Origin of the sequence: Brevibacillus panacihumi W25, from assembly GCF_000503775.1 — a bacterium.
Lineage (GTDB): Bacteria > Bacillota > Bacilli > Brevibacillales > Brevibacillaceae > Brevibacillus > Brevibacillus panacihumi_A.
This window is the reverse complement of record NZ_KI629785.1, coordinates 286,104-302,705: the sequence shown is the minus strand read 5'-3', so window position 1 is coordinate 302,705 and position 16,602 is coordinate 286,104. Positions and strand designations below refer to the sequence as shown.

Sequence of the window (16,602 nt, the reverse complement as noted above, 5' to 3'; positions counted from 1 at the left end):
CACCTATGGATATGAATCAGTATTTGGACATGTTTATTGAAGAGTCAAAAGAACACTTGCAAGCGATCAATGAAAATCTTCTGATCCTGGAAAATGATCCTGCAAATATCCAGATTGTCAATGAAATTTTCCGATCCGCCCATACGCTCAAGGGAATGTCGGCGACCATGGGCTTCGAGGACATGGCGAGCTTGACACATGAAGCGGAGAATGTGCTGGATCTGATCCGCAATAACAAGCTGACAATCAACAGCGATATTATGGATGTTATTTTTCAGAGTGTGGATTTGATTGAGGGTATGGTGATACATATCACGGAAGGCGGAGACGGCTCGGCAGACGTATCCGATCCTGTGCGCAAGCTTCGCGCAATCGTGGCAGGTGACTTTACGGCGCAGCAGGAGGTGGCTGCAACGGCTTCCGTAGCAGAGCCAGAGGTCCTGGCAGCGTCTGCTAGCACCGAAACCGCCAAGCCTGATCTCGATCTGGATGATTATGCCCAGACTGTATTGAAGCAGTCCAAAGATTCGGGCAACAATCTTTTCTGGATCAAAGTGATCTTGAATGAAAACTGCTTGCTAAAGGCTGCTCGCGCATACATGGTCTTTGATCAACTCGAGTCTTTGGGTGAAGTAATCAAGACGACGCCAGCCGTGCAAGAGATTGAAAATGAACGTTTTGATCTTTCCTTTGAAGTGGTGTTCGTCACGATGCATCCCATGGAAAAGGTACGTACAGCGATTCAGAACATCTCGGAGATTCAAGAGGTTCAGATCGAGACGATTGATCTGAAGGCTCCTCAGGCAGAGCCCCCGGCGGCACAGCCCGAAGCACCTGTTTCGAACGCTGCAGCGCCTAAAAAGGCAGAGACGGCACAGCCTGCCGCTACTCGCAAAGTTGCTGCTGGAGGAAAGACCATCCGCGTTGATATTGAGCGTCTTGACATTTTGATGAATCTCTTCAGTGAGCTGGTCATCGATCGAGGTCGACTGGAACAATTGGCTCGAGAGATCGGAAAGAGTGAGCTGCAAGAAACGGTTGAGCATATGAGCCGGATCAGCGGAGACTTGCAAAATATTATCTTGACCATGCGAATGGTGCCAGTTGAACAGGTATTCAACCGGTTCCCAAGGATGATTCGCGACCTGGCGAAAGATTTGAATAAAAAAGTGAACCTGGAAATTTTCGGGGCAGAGACAGAACTGGACCGCACCGTAATCGATGAGATTGGCGATCCGCTCGTTCACCTGCTGCGTAATTCCCTCGACCACGGTATCGAATCCGTGACCGATCGCAGGAATGCCGGCAAGCCGGAGGAAGGAACAATTGAGCTGCGCGCCTTCCATAGCGGCAACCATGTCTTCATTGAAGTGAAGGACGATGGCGCCGGAATCAACAAGGATAAGGTGTTGAAAAAAGCAATCGAGCGCGGCATCGTCACGCAGTCGGCAGCTGAGACGATGACTGACAAGCAGATCCATGAGCTCTTGTTCGCTTCTGGCTTCAGTACAGCAGATGTCATATCCGATATTTCCGGCCGTGGTGTGGGGCTGGATGTCGTAAAATCCAAAATCGTAGCGTTGGGCGGAAGTGTCAGTGTGGACTCAGTCCGCGGGAAAGGCACCACCTTCCTCGTACAGCTGCCGCTGACTCTCTCGATTATTTCGGCGATGCTGGTTCAGGTGAAAAACGAGAAGTATGCCGTGCCGCTGAGCTCCATTATCGAGACGGCTGTATTCAAAAAGGACCAAATCATGCTGGCGCATCGTCAAAAAGTCATCGACTTCCGCGGTCGTGTCGTACCGCTTGTCTCGCTTGAAGAAATCTTCCAAGTACCGAGCAATCAGGAAGAGACCGATGACGAAGTTGCAGTAGTCATTGTGCGAAAAGGAGAAAAAATGGCGGGGTTGGTCGTCGATTCCTTTATCGGACAACAGGAAATCGTCTTGAAATCCCTCGGCAAGTATTTGGTGAATGTTTTCGCGATTTCCGGCGCAACCATTCTCGGGGATGGACAAGTAGCACTCATTATTGACTGCAACGCATTGATCAAGTAGAAGGAGGGGCAGCCACATGCTCGAGCAAAAAGCTATCGTAGGCGAAGTGAAAGTGATTGTCTTTCGGTTACAAGATGAGGAGTACGGTGTGGAAGTGCATCAGGTAAAGGCTATCGAAAAGCTGGAGCACATCACACGCGTCCCTCGTACGCCGAAGTTTGTCAAAGGGGTCATCAATTTGCGCGGGGTCGTGACTCCGATCATTGACCTGAGAAAGCGTTTTGATCTGGAGGAAAGCGAGTATTCAGACTCGACGAGAACCATTATCGTCGCAGTAGGAGATTTGGAAGTTGGTTTAATTGTTGATGCGGCCAATGATGTCATTGATATTCCTGTGGATGCGATCGAACCGCCTCCGGAGGTTGTTGGTGGAGTAGAAGCTGCCTATCTGCGCGGTGTAGCCAAGCTGGACAATCGCCTGTTGATCCTGTTGAACCTCGACAAGGTGCTGAGCACAGAGGAAATCAATCAGTTGGACGCATTAGAGGGATAAGTAACATGGCCTACTTTACAAAATTCGGGGATTTCCAGTTCGACGTATTGCGTGAGATCGGGAACATCGGTGCCGGACATGCGGCTACGGCTCTGTCGCAACTCATGCAGAAATCGATCGATATGAAGGTGCCGCAAGTACGGATAATCCCTTTCGATGAAGTAGCTGATTGTGTGGGTGGAGCTGAGAATGTAGTCGTGACCGTCTTTCTTCGCGTGGAGGGAGACAGTCCCGGCAACATGTTCTTCATCCTTGACCTGGATTCAGCCAAACACCTCCTTACGCAGATCACAGGGTTCAACAAAGAAGTGGAGGAGTGGGATGAACTCCAGATCTCTGCCTTGCACGAGGTCGGGAACATCCTCACAGGCTCCTATCTCTCTTCACTGGCTGATCTGACAAAATTAAATCTTCAGCCATCTGTTCCTGGTCTTGCCGTCGATATGGCAGGGGCGATTCTCAGCTACGGGTTGTATGCTTTAGGACAGACTGGAGATTTTGCACTCACCATAGATACGGCTTTCTTTGAAGGAAACGAGCAAGTAAAAGGAAACTTCTTTTTGATACCAGACCCGGAATCATTACCGATACTATTTCGTTCACTAGGAGTTCCGTTCGATGGAGATTATTAAGATAGGAATGGCCGATCTCGGCGTGGCGAAACCGCCCAGCCGGTTGCGTACCACGGGCTTGGGTTCTTGTGTAGGCGTCGTACTCTACGATCATATCCACAAGGTCGCCGGCATGGCCCACGTGATGCTCCCTGAATCGTCTTTGGCAAAGGGCGGGGAGCTGTCAGTGGGTAAATACGCGGATACGGCAATTCCCCATTTGATCCAGCAGATGCAAAAAGAAGGAGCAGCATCTCGGAATATGATTGCAAAGCTAGCAGGAGGAGCCCAAATGTTCGCCTTTCTCGGAGGCAATGACATGATGCGAATTGGGCCGCGCAACGTAGAAGCCTGCAAAACGGCCTTACAGGCTGCACAAATAAAAATTATTGCGGAAGATACGGGAGGAAATTGCGGAAGAACCATTGAGTTTGATTCCTCGACAGGAGTTTTGCAAATCCGGACCGTAAATCAAGGTGTGAAGGAAGTATAGGTATGCTGGGAACCATGTGGATTAATACAGGATTGGCCCTTCTTGCATGTGTTGTTACCTTCATTGTCGCTATGATGAGCAACGTCTGGCTGGTTTCCTTGGAGCGTGCCGGTCTTGCCTTTCTGCTGTTTTTCCTGGCTGCTTTCCCAATACGCTGGTTGTTTGGCATCATCACGCAGACGTCAACTCCATCTACAGTTGAAGAGAGCAAAGACGGAGTAGTGGCTGCGTCTCCCATGACTTCGGAGAGTTCGGAAGAAGGGGTGGAAGGGATAGAGGTTTCGGATTCCGCTGAGGAGGATTCCTTTACTCCGCTTACATTTTCCCGCCAGGATCACACTCATTTAGCTGAGGATCCCACCACCGTTGCAGAGGTTATTCGGCGCTTATCAGATGAGTAAAGGTTGGTGACTAATTCGTGGCACGGCTAACCAGTCAGGAAAAAGCAAAAGAATTTGATAAATGGGTAATGTGGAAAGAAGAAGGAAGTCGCGAGGCGGAAGTCGATCTGATTACAAAGTTTTTGCCTTTGGTCGACAAAGTGGCGAACCGCTTGGCGATCAACCTTCCTTCCAATGTGGACAAGGACGACTTGATCAGCTACGGGCGTTTTGGTCTATTGGACGCATTGGCCAAGTTCGATCATACGCGCGGTCTCCAGTTTGAAACGTATGCAATGTGGCGGATCCGCGGTGCCATGATCGACGGACTGCGTGAGAACGACTGGATTCCGCGTACGGTTCGAGACAAGGCCAAGAAAATTGAAGAAGCATATACCTATTTGGAACAACAGTCACTGCGTATGCCGACCGATGAAGAAGTATCCACGTATCTGGGGATAAGTGAAAAAGAATTGCAGCAGGTGTTTTATGAAACCTCTCTGGCCACGATGGTCTCCATCGATGAGACGGTCGGGGATGAAGAGGAACAAAAAACAGCAAGGCATTCTTATATTGTGGATGAATTCACTCCAAGACCCGAGAGTGTTGCTGAGGTATCCAGTTTAAAAGAAGTGTTGATTAATGTGATTGACAAGCTGCCCGAAAAAGAGAGAACGGTGGTTTCGTTGTTCTACTTCGAAGAGATGACCCTATCAGAAATCGCTGAGATCATGTGCTTGTCTCCATCCCGCATTTCTCAACTTCACTCCAAGGCTTTATTCCGACTGCGCTCTACATTATCCAGGTGGAAGTCACAGCTAATCTAACGCCCGTGGGAACGAACGACGTAGGATTCTTCCCGTAGGCTAAGAGGGGGTAGAATGATGGAAGCGACAAGGCAATTTCAAATCGATGTAAAGGTATCGCCCGACAAATTGGAAGCCGGAATCATTCTAAGAGCGGAAGAAAAAGATCTGGAACATATCCTGATTACGGAAAAAGACGTCTATCAGGCATTGGAACAACATCGGGTGACATTCGGCATCCGAAAAGACGCAGTACGAGAATTTTGTTTGATGCCTGCGAAGTTTGTAAATACCATGCTGACAGTAGCAAATGGGGAGCCGCCCGTACCCGGACAGGATGGTACGATTGAGTATCCATACTTGGCCAGTGTGGGCGAAGAGAATGGCCCCAAAGAAATGGAAGACGGACGCGTTGATTTTTACAACTTGACGAGTATCCCGAATGTTGCGAAAGGCCAGCTTTTGGCACGGAAAAAACCGGCCACATCTGGCAAACCGGGCACGGCTGTTACCGGAGAGCCCATCGCGCCCAAAGCCGGAAAGGAACCCGTATTAAAACCTGGTAAAAACGTCGTGCAAAATCAGGAGAGAACCATGATTTATGCCGCGATCGACGGCCAGGTTTCATTCACGGATAAGGACAAGCTGAATGTGTTCCCTATATTTGAAGTGAACGGGGATGTGGATTTCGGAGTCGGAAATATTGATTTCGTGGGAACGGTGGTCATTCGCGGGAACGTTCTCAATGGATTTCGGGTAAAAGCATCTGGAGATATCCGTGTGCTCGGGAGTGTTGAAGGAGCCGAACTGGAAGCTCAAGGCTCCATCGAGATCAAGAGCGGGATTGTCGCGCAGGATAAGGGCTCGATCAAAGCCGGACACAATGTGCAAACCTCCTTTATTCAAAACGCCAATGTCACCGCCGGAAACCAGGTCATCGTCTCGCAAAGCATCATGTTTTCCACTGTCCGTGCAGGCAAACATATTATCTGTAATGGACCAAAGGGAATTATTATTGGAGGAATTCTCCAGGCAGGCGAGAAAATCGTCGCTCGGGTCTACGGAAATACAAATGCTACGCCGACTGTTCTGGAGGTAGGTGTGAAGCCGGAGCTTCGCCAAGAGCTTTCCTCGATTCAAAAAGAGCTGCAGAACGCGTATGAAAATTTACGCAAAACAGACCAGGGTCTTTCTGTCCTCAATCAGATCTTGCAAGCGAACGGCGAGCTACCAGCAGACAAACGCATGATGCAAGTCAAGCTAGCGAATACCCGACTAGTGCTGGAAAAGGAAGTAAAAAACCTGGAAGCACGCCGCAAAGAAGTGGAAGCAGAACTGGTTGGAGGTGGCCCTGCTGCCATTGAGGTCTATTCAAACATGTATCCGGGCATTAAAATGACATTTGGAAAGCTCGTTCACTTTATCAAACATGAATACGCTCGAACGCGTTTTATCGTTTTGGATGGAGAAATCACTGGCGCGACACTGATGTAGCTAGGAAAGCTGGATTGTAAAGGGAGAAAGGACTGTAGCCAAATGAGTCTGAAGGCGGTTGAGTTGCAGGTGGCAATACCTCGCATGACAGAAGTAGGCCGGATTCAAGACCAGCAGCAGCAACGGCCCACTACAGAACAGCTTTTGTTGCATGAAGAGCGCAAGCAATTGGACGAGCAGAACCGGCAGCGGCCGCATATTGTTGATCAGACTGAAAAAAATCAGATTCGTGAACGGGAGCAGCAACAGAAGAAAAAAGACGAGCCTGCGGTAATCGTCATTTCGACGGAAGGGTCAGAGGAGACGCCAGTAGAAAAGGCGAGAGAGGCCGTTGATATGCGAGATCCAATGAGGGGTCGTTTTATCGATATTTCGCTGTAGGCGAGGCGCAATCATTATTCTTGATAACAGTTATGCCAAAGCAAGGGTGGCTAAAATGGATGTAGTGTATATCATCTTGATAGGAGCAGGACTCGCAATTATGCTGCTCGCTTTGCTCGTCAGGCAAAAAGGGACGGGCAATCAGCCGGAGATTCGGACACAACGTAGCGCAGAGAAGGCCGAGCTGGAGCAAGGGATCCAGCGATTAGCCAAACAGATCAGGCAGGAGCAGACAGCAGCCACGGAAAGAATCCAGCGGTCCAATGATGAACTGCTGCAGGAAGTCGCCATGCTCCGCAGGCGATTAGAGGAACTTGAGAATCAGCGTCATCCTGTGGTTCAAGCCCATGATGCGTCGATTACAGCCGGCGAAGAAGGGAACGCGGCAAAAGGACCTTCTGAAGTCGATATGCTCGCTTTGCGGGAACGTTACCGCCGAGTGTTTGAATTGCAAGGAGAAGGGCTGTCTCCGGATGAAATCGCGAAACGACTGGGTGTCGGGCGAGGCGAGATTGACTTGATCTTCATGCTGGCCGCCAAGCATGAGGGGAGGCAGATTCATGCATAAACGTGAACTTTTGCTCGGCTTTGGTGCGGGAGTCCTGGTCGCTACAGCGGTCATTGGTCTGTCCGTACCCAAGCCAGCTTCCGTTTCCACACCAATTACGGCGGAGCAGATGAAAGCAGCGGCAGACGGTATGGACATGGTCGTCCTTACAAAAGAAGAGTATGAGCAATTGCAGGGTGAGAAGAAGGTAAGCGTAAAACCTGCCGCTACCCCGCCAACAGCGCCCGAGAAGCCGGAGTCTGCAGATGTCGCAGAGCCAGTGGTGGATCCCGTGTCTGCTCCAGCTGTAACGCAGCCGAAGCATTCTGCCGCCGCCCAGGTGCCGGTTGTGGCTAACGCAGCACCAGCGCCGGCTCCAGCCGAAGCAGTAACACCGGAACAGCCAGTGTTGGCCTCTTTTACAATCCCGTACAAGGCAACAGCGGAAAGCGTGTCAAAGATCCTTGTGCAAGAAAAAATACTTCCGGAGAATAACGGTCTGGTAGACGAACTGCGCTCGCAAAACATGCTGAATCGGATCCGGGTCGGGACGTATGAAATCGCGGTCCCGGCTACGGAAAAAGACATCGTCAAGCTGATCACAACGCCGCCGAAAAAATAGGCGGCTTTCATTTTGCGAAAAAAGGCATCCCTTTGTTGCAAATGAAAGACCCATATGATATATTCATTAACGGTGTTGAATTCGCACGTCCACCAATTCCAGCAATGGTGCTGCCTGAAGGGCAGTTTTGTCTGGGAGATGCGGTGAGGCGGAGGTAAGCATCACAAAAACCATTCTTGAAGGAGGTGTGAAATATGGCAGTAATTTCGATGAAACAGCTGCTCGAGGCTGGTGTTCACTTCGGTCACCAAACTCGCCGCTGGAACCCGAAAATGGCTCGCTATATCTTCACCGAACGTAACGGTATCTACATTATCGACCTGCAAAAAACCGTGAAAAAAGTTGAGGAAGCGTACAACTTCGTACGTGAACTCTCCCAAAACGGCGGAAAAGTGCTCTTCGTAGGTACGAAGAAACAAGCACAAGAATCCGTAAAAGAAGAAGCAGAACGCACAGGTCACTACTTCATCAACCAACGCTGGTTGGGTGGTACCCTGACAAACTTCACAACCATCAAAAAGCGTACATCTCGCTTGGCTGAGCTGAAACGCATGGAAGAAGATGGCACATTTGAAGTCTTGCCGAAAAAAGAAGTAATCGTTCTTCGCAAAGAAATGGATCGCCTGGAGAAATTCCTCGGCGGTATCGCTCATATGGATCAACTGCCGGACGCTCTGTTCGTCATCGACCCTCGCAAAGAGCGCATTGCTGTTGCAGAAGCTCGTAAATTGGGTATCCCAATCGTTGCGATCGTAGATACAAACTGCGACCCAGACGAGATCGACTACGTGATCCCAGGTAACGACGACGCTATCCGCGCGGTAAAACTGCTTACTGCGAAAATGGCTGACGCCCTGCTTGAAGGCAACCAAGGTACAGAGCAACAAACCACAACAACTGCGTAAGCAAGTGTAAGAGGGTGGACTGAGGGTGTCAGAAACCCCGTCCATCCTTTTTTTCTGAATCAGTCGGCAAGCTGGTTGGCTTTGGCCCAGACTGATGAAGGGTTTACCAGCTGGTTGTAAGGCAGACTATACTTAGAACGTAACTTTTCAAGGAGGTTTCACTCAATGGCAATTAGTGCACAAGCGGTTAAAGAATTGCGCGAGCGTACAGGTGCAGGTATGATGGATTGCAAACGCGCACTGGAAGAAACTGCAGGCGATATGGAAAAAGCAATTGATTTGCTGCGTGAGCGCGGGATCGCGAAAGCGGCGAAAAAATCGGGCCGCATCGCAGCAGAAGGTCTGACTGCAACTGCAGAAGCAGGCAACTTCGCTGCAATCGTAGAAGTGAACTGCGAAACAGACTTCGTAGGGAAAAACCCTGAGTTCCAACAACTGGTGAAAGACGTTGCTGAACACGTAGTGACCCAACGCCCAGCTACCGTTGAGGAAGCTTTGGAACAACCATTCAAAGGCCAAGGCGAAACCCTTGCACATGTCATCAACGAAAAAATCTCCACTATCGGAGAAAACATCACCTTCCGCCGCTTCTTCCTGAGTGAAAAATCGGATGCTGGCACATTTGGTTCCTACCTGCACATGGGCGGTAAAATCGGCGTTCTGGTGACTCTGGAAGGCACCAAAGACGATTCCCTGGCAAAAGACCTGGGCATGCATGCAGCCGCTTCCAACCCTCGCTTTGCAAACCGTGACGAGGTTTCCCAAGACGAGATCGACCGCGAGCGCGAAGTATTGAAAAACCAAGCGCTGGCTGAAGGAAAGCCTGCTAATATCGTAGAAAAAATGGTGGAAGGCCGCCTTTCCAAGTTCTTCGAAGAGTACGTGCTCGTTGAACAGCCATTTGTTAAAGATCCAGACAAGAAAGTGGCTACTCTGCTGAAAGAAGCGGGTGCGACGCTGAAAGAATTCGCTCGTTTCCAAGTGGGCGAAGGAATCGAGAAAAAACAAGAAGATTTCGCTGCTGAGGTTATGGCGCAAGTAAATAAGCAGTAATAAGGGAATAGGGAACACCTTCGTGTTCCCTATTTTCGAACTGAGAGTTTCACATAAAGTGAAACTCTCCTGTACGTAAAAGCGATAGCGCCCGCGTGTGTCGGAAGGAATCCGGCAATACACAGAGAATGACTCATGAATGGAGGCCGTTTCACATGCCAATTCCTGCCTATAAACGCGTTGTGTTAAAGTTGAGTGGGGAAGCTCTAGCAGGAGATCTCGGTTACGGAATTGACCCGAAAGTCATTTTCTCCGTCGCCAACCAGATCAAGGAAATTGTAGAATTGGGCGTACAGGTAGCTGTAGTAGTCGGGGGAGGCAACATCTGGCGCGGACTTTCCGGCAGTTCCAAAGGAATGGATCGTGCTACAGCCGACTATATGGGGATGCTGGCTACGATCATGAACTCTTTGGCTTTGCAGGACGGTTTGGAACAGGTGGATGTACCGACCCGTGTTCAAACCTCCATTGAAATGAGGCAAGTGGCGGAACCATACATACGCAGACGTGCCATCCGGCACTTGGAAAAAATGCGTGTCGTGATCTTTGCTGCGGGAACCGGAAACCCATACTTCTCTACCGATACGACAGCCGCGCTGCGAGCAGCTGAAATCGAGGCAGAAGTGATTTTGATGGCGAAAAACAAGGTGGATGGCGTCTACTCAGCTGACCCAAGTCTGGATCCGAACGCGAAAAAATTCGACAATCTTACCTTCCTGGAAGTATTGAACAAGGGCCTGGGTGTGATGGACTCTACGGCGTCCAGCTTGTGCATGGACAACAACATTCCGTTGATTGTCTTTAATATCTCTGAAGAAGGAAATATTCGTCGCGCCGTGATGGGCGAAAAAATCGGAACGATTGTGAAGGGGGAATCCTGATGCCACAAAGTGTAATCAAAGAAATGGAAGATCGCATGAACAAAGCGATCGCCAGCTTGAAAAAAGATCTGGCAAGTCTTCGTGCAGGACGTGCAAACCCAGCAATGCTGGATCGCGTAGTCGTCGATTACTACGGCACGCCAACTCCGATCAGCCAGTTGGCGAATATTAGTGTGCCAGAACCGCGCATGCTGACGATTCAACCATGGGACAAATCGGCCCTCAAAGAGATTGATCGTGCTCTGCAGCAATCCGATTTGGGCATTTCGCCTTCCAATGACGGTGTGATTATCCGACTTGTCATTCCACCGTTGACGGAAGAACGCCGCAAGGAATTGGTAAAGCTGGCTGGAAAAAGCGGTGAGGAATCCAAAGTGGCGATTCGCAACATTCGTCGCGATGCCAATGATGAGATCAAAAAGCTGGAGAAGTCTGCTACGATCTCCGAAGACGAATCTCGTCGCCACCAGGAAAGCATCCAAAAGACAACGGATAAATTTATTGCAGAAGTTGATAAAATCGTAAAAGATAAAGAGAAAGATATTTTGGAAGTGTAAGGAAGAAGAAATCCCCCTCTATGGAGGGGGATGTATGTCTATATCTCTCATTACGGGGGAACACTTATGTTAGAACATCTAGCGCGTAAATGGACCCGAAAGGAAAAACAGCCGGAGGCAACTGAGGTTGATCCGTCTGGCAAAATTCCCGTGCATGTTGCGGTAATTATGGACGGCAACGGGCGATGGGCCAATATGCGCAATCTGCCCAGAGTGGCCGGACATCGAGCGGGTATGAAAACAGTGAAGGAAGTCGTGAAAACGGCTGACGAAATTGGCATTCGCTACATGACCATGTACGCTTTTTCAACCGAAAACTGGAAGCGTCCTCGCGACGAGGTTGATTTTTTAATGAGGCTTCCACAAGAATTTTTGTCGACAGAATTGGATGAATTGATAGAACGAGGTGTGCGCATTCGCATGCTCGGCAGCAAGGATGAGTTGCCGAAGCATACCTTGCAGGCTCTATTGACAGCAGAAGAAAAAACTCGTGAAAATACAGGATTGCAACTTAATTTTGCGCTGAACTACGGGGCGCGCCATGAAATGATCAAGGCATTTGCCGAATTGGCAGAACGCGTGAAAGCGGGTGAACTCAGCCCGGACGATATTCAAGAAGAAGACATTTCCCGCTACCTGTACACAAGCGATATCCCGGACCCTGACTTGTTAATTCGCACGAGTGGTGAAATTCGTTTAAGCAATTTTATGTTGTGGCAATTGGCCTACACAGAATTGTGGTTTACGGATGTGCTTTGGCCTGATTTTACCCGTGAACACTTTTATCAAGCCATTGTGGAATACCAAGGCCGAGCTCGTCGCTACGGAGCGGTATAGCCGAGAGGTGGAATCAGTTGAAGCAACGGATTATAACAGGCGTGGTTGGAGGTATCGGCTTTCTTTTCCTGATCTATCTGGGAAGTGCTTGGTACTCCCTGCTTGTCTTGAGTTTAGCCATTGTAGGCTTATATGAATTTTTGCGGATGGCAAATCTTCAATCGTTTGTACCGGCAGGAATATTGGCGTATGTATTGATGCTCGGCATTGTTTGGCCGTCGCTCGCATTTTCTGCCAGGGTAGACATTGGGACGCCGGATCTAATGTTGCCTGTCTTTTTCTTGCTGTTGATTTACTCCGTTTTACGGAAAAATCAGTTTCACATTGAACACATCGCTCTTACGATAGTGGGAGCGTTATACATAGGGTACGGTTTTACTTACATGGCTGCCGCACGCAATCTTCCGGACGGATTGATGCTGACGATTCTCGTTTTTCTGGGCATCTGGTCCACTGATTCGGGAGCCTATTTTATTGGGAAAGCCATAGGACGCCACAAGCTATGGCCCGAAATCAGCCCGAACAAGACCACAGAAGGGGCTGTGGGAGGTCTGCTCACGTCGCTTGTGATCGTTATGGTGGCAAACATGTTGTTCGGAGGGATTCCGACCTCTCAGGCCTTGCTGATTGCCCTGGTGACCGGGGTCATGGGTCAGTTGGGCGATTTGGTGGAGTCTGCATTCAAACGCCATTACGGTGTGAAGGATTCCGGTCAGATCATACCTGGACATGGAGGGGTATTGGATCGATTTGACAGTATGATTCTTGTCTTTCCGGTTCTGCATCTGTTAGGTATTGTCTGAGCAAGCTTGCATATAGAAAGAGATATAGAGGGTGAAACGCGTGAAACGAATAGCGCTCTTGGGCTCCACAGGCTCAATCGGTACCAGCACGTTAGATGTTGTGGCACAACATCCGGAACAGTTCGGGGTTGTCGCACTCGCTGCGGGGACCAATGTGGAGCTTTTGGCAGAGCAGGTGAAGACGTTTCGACCGCAGTTGGTTTCGGTCGCTACGGAGGAGGCAGCGTTTGACCTGCGGGCCAAGCTGGGTCCCGACAATCAGTCAGAGATCGTCGTGGGAAGCGAGGGGATGGAGCTTGTCGCTCGTCATCCTGAAGCTGAATTTGTCATGACGGCCGTGGTTGGAAGCGTTGGGGTTGCACCTACATTGGCAGCGATTGAAGAGGGGAAGACGATTGGACTCGCAAACAAGGAGACCTTGGTATGTGCAGGTCCTGTCGTGATGAAGGCAGCACGCGAAAAAGGAGTAGCTATCATACCGGTCGACAGTGAGCATTCCGCGATTTATCAATGCCTGCAGGGGGAAAGGCGAGAAGAGCTGTCACGGGTGATCATTACGGCGTCTGGCGGTTCCTTTCGACACCTGACGCGAGAAGAGCTTTCCCACGTAACACTTGAACAAGCATTGGCTCATCCCAATTGGAGCATGGGAGCCAAGATTACCATCGACTCCGCTACCATGATGAATAAGGGTTTTGAGGTGATCGAAGCCCATTGGCTGTTTGATCTGCCTTACGACCAGATTGAAACGATCCTGCACTACGAAAGTATTATCCATTCGATGGTGGAGTTTCAGGATCGTGCGGTCATGGCTCAGCTTGGTACTCCCGATATGCGGGTGCCAATCCAGTACGCTTTAAGCTATCCGCATCGCATGCCGCTGATGACCGAACCGCTTGATTTGGTAAAATTGGGTACGCTGCATTTTGCTGGCATGGATTTTGGGCGCTATCCTCTGTTACAATTGGCCTATGAATGCGGAAGGGCTGGCGGTACCTACACGGCTGTATTGAATGCAGCCAACGAGGTTGCCGTTGATCTGTTTCTGAAAGGCTCTATAGGATTTTTGACGATCGAAACCATCGTGCGAAAAACCTGTGATGCCCATAAAGGGATTCCCAATCCTACGCTGGATGAGATTTTTGCTGCTGACCAATGGGCGCGCTCGCAAGCCCGGGCATTTATGTAAGACGGTTAAGGCAGTACGAAACTGGAATGAAAGGTGGCTGCTCAATTGCCTTTACCCAATTTAGATTCCGTCGAATCCATTGTCGCGATTGTAGTCGTGTTTGGCGCTCTCGTATTCTTCCACGAGTTGGGTCACTTTCTCTTAGCCAAGAGGGCAGGCATTTTATGTCGTGAGTTCGCGCTTGGCATGGGACCCAAAATCTTTAGTGTGAAGCGTGGAGAGACGGAATATACCCTTCGCCTGCTCCCCATCGGTGGAATGGTGCGAATGGCTGGCGAAGATCCCGAAATGGATATGCTGCAACCCAATATGGAAATCGCCATAGAACGTGATGCGGTCGGGAAGGTGACCCATCTTTTGTTGGACGGCGTACAAGGAGCTTCTGCAAGAGCGATTACGGGAACCGTGATTCGCTACGATCTTGAACATGCGCTTACCTTGACGCTCGAGGTGGACGGGGAGCAGCGCAATTTTTCGGTACATCCCCAAGCCCAATTGGTGAAGGACGGGCGCGAAGCTCAAATTGCACCTTTGAACCGCCAGTTTAAAGGGAAGACGGTTTCGCAGCGCTTCTGGGCGATTTTTGCCGGTCCTGCAGCCAACTTCTTGCTGGCTTTCGTGCTCTTCGTAGCACTTGGACTTTCCTTTGGCGTACCGAATGATGTTCCCTACATCGGCGAGGTGAAAGCCGGAGGTCCTGCTGCTGAGGCTGGACTGCTCAAGGGAGATAAGGTAATCTCGATTGAGGGGACGAAAGTGGCTACCTGGCAGCAAGTTGTGGAAATCGTCAGCAGTTCCCCTAACAAAGAGCTGCTTTTTGAGATCGAACGTGATGGACAAATCTCCAAGGTACCTCTTAAGGTAGTCAGTGACGAAAATAATGTCGGAAAGATCATGGTCACGCAGTCCCTTACATCTGCACCTGGAGAAGCGCTGAAATTCGGTGTAACCTCTACGTACAAATTTACCGTGATGATCCTGAAAGGGTTAGGGATGCTGTTCACGGGAGGCGTAGGCCTGGATGATTTGAGCGGACCGGTGGGGATTTTCAAGATGACCGGAGAGTTCGCCCAACAAGGACTTGCGGTCCTCATGCAATGGGCTGCCGTCCTGAGTATCAACCTGGGATTGTTCAATCTCTTACCGTTGCCGGCGCTAGATGGCGGACGGTTGGCTTTTTTGGCAGTAGAAGCGTTGCGAGGACGTCCAGTCGATCCACATAAGGAAGGCATGGTCCACTTCCTCGGATTTGCTTTTTTGATGCTGTTGATCCTGGTCGTGACCTGGAACGATTTGCAACGATTGTTTGCATAGAAACGTAATAACAGATGATACAAGACAGACAAAGAAAAAGGATGGTGCAAAATGTACAAGCGCGAGGAGACGAAACCGGTATTTGTAGGAGGAGTGCAGATCGGAGGCCAAAAAAGTGTGGTCATCCAATCCATGACAACCGCAGATACGCGCGATGTAGAAAGCACACTGGCCCAGATTCAACGACTGCATGATGTCGGTTGTCAAATTGTACGCCTGGCTGTCATCAACGAAGATGCAGCCCGCGCCATCAAACAAATCAAGGAACGTTCACCGCTGCCGCTTGTGGCCGATATTCATTTCGACCACAAGCTGGCATTGATTGCCCTCGAAAGCGGTATAGATAAAATTCGGATCAACCCCGGCAACATCGGCTCCAAGGAAAAAACCAAAAGAGTCGTCGAGGCGTGCCGAGAGCGTAATGTGCCGATTCGCATCGGGGTCAACTCCGGTTCGGTAGAAAAACGACTTTTGGAAAAATATGGATACCCATCTCCTGAAGCGATCGTAGAGTCTGCGATGGATCACGTGGAAATTCTGGAAGATCTCAATTACGACAACATCGTGATTTCCTTGAAATCGTCGGATGTGCCAACAATGATCCAGACCTACTCGCTGATGGCACAAAAGCGCAATTATCCATTGCATGTTGGTGTTACCGAGGCCGGAACTCAATTTTCGGGGAGCATTAAATCCGCCGTCGGAATCGGAACCGTGCTGTCGATGGGGATAGGTGATACGATCCGCGTATCGCTGACAGCTGACCCCGTGGAAGAGATCAAGGTAGCCAAACAGATCCTGCGCAGTCTCGATATCGTCAACAACGATCCGGTGGTGATTGCGTGCCCGTCTTGCGGTCGCTGTGCCATCGACCTGATCGGGCTGGCAACACGTGTAGAAGATGCGGTCTCAACGCTTAAAGTACCGTTGAAAGTAGCGGTAATGGGCTGTGCCGTCAACGGACCTGGCGAAGCGCGCGAGGCAGACGTCGGTGTTGCAGGCGGTAACGGAGAAGGCCTGATCTTCCGCAATGGCGAGATTGTGCGAAAAGTGAAGGAAGACGAACTGTTTGAAGAGTTGATGAAGGAAATCGACGAAATCGTGAAAGAACAAGTCAAATAGTGCATCGATTCGATAAAGAAGTTGATTGCTGTAAAGGCATAAGGAGGACACGCACGT

At 49.9% G+C, this 16,602-nt stretch carries 19 protein-coding genes; all 19 read left to right on the top strand.

Annotated elements, in window-relative coordinates; all coding sequences use genetic code 11:
* Positions 1-5: 5 nt before the first annotated feature.
* The 19 genes from T458_RS42330 (at position 6) to ispG (ending at position 16,545) form a co-directional block, all read left to right on the top strand.
* Complete coding sequence (locus T458_RS42330) at positions 6-2,057, top strand: chemotaxis protein CheA (RefSeq protein ID WP_023557137.1); 2,052 nt, start codon at positions 6-8, stop codon at positions 2,055-2,057.
* 16 nt (positions 2,058-2,073) lie between these two features.
* Positions 2,074-2,550: a chemotaxis protein CheW gene (locus tag T458_RS42325; RefSeq protein WP_023557136.1), complete on the top strand. Its 477-nt coding sequence runs from the start codon at positions 2,074-2,076 to the stop codon at positions 2,548-2,550.
* A 5-nt stretch (positions 2,551-2,555) separates the two neighbouring features.
* The gene (locus T458_RS42320; RefSeq protein WP_023557135.1) at positions 2,556-3,182 is read left to right on the top strand and encodes a chemotaxis protein CheC; all 627 of its coding nucleotides are present in this window, start codon (positions 2,556-2,558) and stop codon (positions 3,180-3,182) included.
* On the top strand, positions 3,169-3,654 hold the full coding sequence (locus tag T458_RS42315) for a chemotaxis protein CheD (RefSeq protein WP_023557134.1): 486 nt from the start codon (positions 3,169-3,171) through the stop codon (positions 3,652-3,654). The genes T458_RS42320 and T458_RS42315 overlap by 14 nt, the downstream gene beginning before the upstream one ends.
* A 2-nt stretch (positions 3,655-3,656) precedes the next feature.
* Positions 3,657-4,055, top strand: coding sequence for a hypothetical protein (locus tag T458_RS42310; protein ID WP_023557133.1), 399 nt, complete (start codon positions 3,657-3,659; stop codon positions 4,053-4,055).
* A 17-nt stretch (positions 4,056-4,072) separates the two neighbouring features.
* Positions 4,073-4,861, top strand: a complete 789-nt coding sequence (locus tag T458_RS42305; protein ID WP_023557132.1) for a FliA/WhiG family RNA polymerase sigma factor — start codon at positions 4,073-4,075, stop codon at positions 4,859-4,861.
* Positions 4,862-4,915: 54 nt separating this feature from the next.
* Positions 4,916-6,334, top strand: coding sequence for a FapA family protein (locus T458_RS42300; protein ID WP_084567983.1), 1,419 nt, complete (start codon positions 4,916-4,918; stop codon positions 6,332-6,334).
* A 42-nt stretch (positions 6,335-6,376) separates the two neighbouring features.
* Positions 6,377-6,715 carry a hypothetical protein gene (locus tag T458_RS42295; RefSeq protein ID WP_023557130.1) on the top strand — a complete coding sequence of 113 codons (339 nt, stop codon included), beginning with the start codon at positions 6,377-6,379 and terminating at the stop codon, positions 6,713-6,715.
* 55 nt (positions 6,716-6,770) lie between these two features.
* Positions 6,771-7,283, top strand: a complete 513-nt coding sequence (locus T458_RS42290) for a DUF6115 domain-containing protein (protein WP_023557129.1) — start codon at positions 6,771-6,773, stop codon at positions 7,281-7,283.
* Positions 7,276-7,884 (top strand): DNA polymerase III subunit gamma/tau, encoded by a 609-nt coding sequence (locus T458_RS42285; protein ID WP_023557128.1) that lies wholly within the window; start codon positions 7,276-7,278, stop codon positions 7,882-7,884. The genes T458_RS42290 and T458_RS42285 overlap by 8 nt, the downstream gene beginning before the upstream one ends.
* Before the next feature lie 194 nt (positions 7,885-8,078).
* Positions 8,079-8,789, top strand: coding sequence for a 30S ribosomal protein S2 (gene rpsB, locus T458_RS42280; RefSeq protein ID WP_023557127.1), 711 nt, complete (start codon positions 8,079-8,081; stop codon positions 8,787-8,789).
* Between the two features lie 165 nt (positions 8,790-8,954).
* On the top strand, positions 8,955-9,842 hold the full coding sequence (gene tsf / locus T458_RS42275; RefSeq protein WP_023557126.1) for a translation elongation factor Ts: 888 nt from the start codon (positions 8,955-8,957) through the stop codon (positions 9,840-9,842).
* Positions 9,843-9,997: 155 nt separating this feature from the next.
* Positions 9,998-10,723 carry a UMP kinase gene (gene pyrH, locus T458_RS42270; protein WP_023557125.1) on the top strand — a complete coding sequence of 242 codons (726 nt, stop codon included), beginning with the start codon at positions 9,998-10,000 and terminating at the stop codon, positions 10,721-10,723.
* Positions 10,723-11,280 carry a ribosome recycling factor gene (frr, locus tag T458_RS42265; RefSeq protein ID WP_023557124.1) on the top strand — a complete coding sequence of 186 codons (558 nt, stop codon included), beginning with the start codon at positions 10,723-10,725 and terminating at the stop codon, positions 11,278-11,280. The genes pyrH and frr overlap by 1 nt, the downstream gene beginning before the upstream one ends.
* Before the next feature lie 66 nt (positions 11,281-11,346).
* Complete coding sequence (locus T458_RS42260; RefSeq protein WP_031305825.1) at positions 11,347-12,117, top strand: isoprenyl transferase; 771 nt, start codon at positions 11,347-11,349, stop codon at positions 12,115-12,117.
* Positions 12,118-12,134: 17 nt separating this feature from the next.
* On the top strand, positions 12,135-12,920 hold the full coding sequence (locus T458_RS42255) for a phosphatidate cytidylyltransferase (protein WP_023557122.1): 786 nt from the start codon (positions 12,135-12,137) through the stop codon (positions 12,918-12,920).
* A 40-nt stretch (positions 12,921-12,960) separates the two neighbouring features.
* Positions 12,961-14,109, top strand: a complete 1,149-nt coding sequence (locus T458_RS42250) for a 1-deoxy-D-xylulose-5-phosphate reductoisomerase (RefSeq protein ID WP_031305823.1) — start codon at positions 12,961-12,963, stop codon at positions 14,107-14,109.
* Between the two features lie 45 nt (positions 14,110-14,154).
* Positions 14,155-15,423 (top strand): RIP metalloprotease RseP, encoded by a 1,269-nt coding sequence (gene rseP / locus T458_RS42245; RefSeq protein WP_023557120.1) that lies wholly within the window; start codon positions 14,155-14,157, stop codon positions 15,421-15,423.
* A gap of 51 nt (positions 15,424-15,474) precedes the next feature.
* Positions 15,475-16,545: a flavodoxin-dependent (E)-4-hydroxy-3-methylbut-2-enyl-diphosphate synthase gene (gene ispG, locus T458_RS42240; protein ID WP_023557119.1), complete on the top strand. Its 1,071-nt coding sequence runs from the start codon at positions 15,475-15,477 to the stop codon at positions 16,543-16,545.
* Positions 16,546-16,602: the final 57 nt, after the last annotated feature.

What these genes read in the sequence shown, in the direction of transcription:
- T458_RS42300 (WP_084567983.1), top strand. Translation starts at nt 4,916, where the DNA reads ATGATGGAAGCGACAAGGCAATTTCAAATCGATGTAAAGGTATCGCCC.
- ispG (WP_023557119.1), top strand. Translation starts at nt 15,475, where the DNA reads ATGTACAAGCGCGAGGAGACGAAACCGGTATTTGTAGGAGGAGTGCAG.
- T458_RS42330 (WP_023557137.1), top strand. Translation starts at nt 6, where the DNA reads ATGGATATGAATCAGTATTTGGACATGTTTATTGAAGAGTCAAAAGAA.
- T458_RS42285 (WP_023557128.1), top strand. Translation starts at nt 7,276, where the DNA reads ATGCATAAACGTGAACTTTTGCTCGGCTTTGGTGCGGGAGTCCTGGTC.
- frr (WP_023557124.1), top strand. Translation starts at nt 10,723, where the DNA reads ATGCCACAAAGTGTAATCAAAGAAATGGAAGATCGCATGAACAAAGCG.
- T458_RS42320 (WP_023557135.1), top strand. Translation starts at nt 2,556, where the DNA reads ATGGCCTACTTTACAAAATTCGGGGATTTCCAGTTCGACGTATTGCGT.
- T458_RS42290 (WP_023557129.1), top strand. Translation starts at nt 6,771, where the DNA reads ATGGATGTAGTGTATATCATCTTGATAGGAGCAGGACTCGCAATTATG.
- T458_RS42310 (WP_023557133.1), top strand. Translation starts at nt 3,657, where the DNA reads ATGCTGGGAACCATGTGGATTAATACAGGATTGGCCCTTCTTGCATGT.
- T458_RS42325 (WP_023557136.1), top strand. Translation starts at nt 2,074, where the DNA reads ATGCTCGAGCAAAAAGCTATCGTAGGCGAAGTGAAAGTGATTGTCTTT.
- tsf (WP_023557126.1), top strand. Translation starts at nt 8,955, where the DNA reads ATGGCAATTAGTGCACAAGCGGTTAAAGAATTGCGCGAGCGTACAGGT.
- rpsB (WP_023557127.1), top strand. Translation starts at nt 8,079, where the DNA reads ATGGCAGTAATTTCGATGAAACAGCTGCTCGAGGCTGGTGTTCACTTC.
- pyrH (WP_023557125.1), top strand. Translation starts at nt 9,998, where the DNA reads ATGCCAATTCCTGCCTATAAACGCGTTGTGTTAAAGTTGAGTGGGGAA.
- T458_RS42295 (WP_023557130.1), top strand. Translation starts at nt 6,377, where the DNA reads ATGAGTCTGAAGGCGGTTGAGTTGCAGGTGGCAATACCTCGCATGACA.
- T458_RS42315 (WP_023557134.1), top strand. Translation starts at nt 3,169, where the DNA reads ATGGAGATTATTAAGATAGGAATGGCCGATCTCGGCGTGGCGAAACCG.
- T458_RS42260 (WP_031305825.1), top strand. Translation starts at nt 11,347, where the DNA reads ATGTTAGAACATCTAGCGCGTAAATGGACCCGAAAGGAAAAACAGCCG.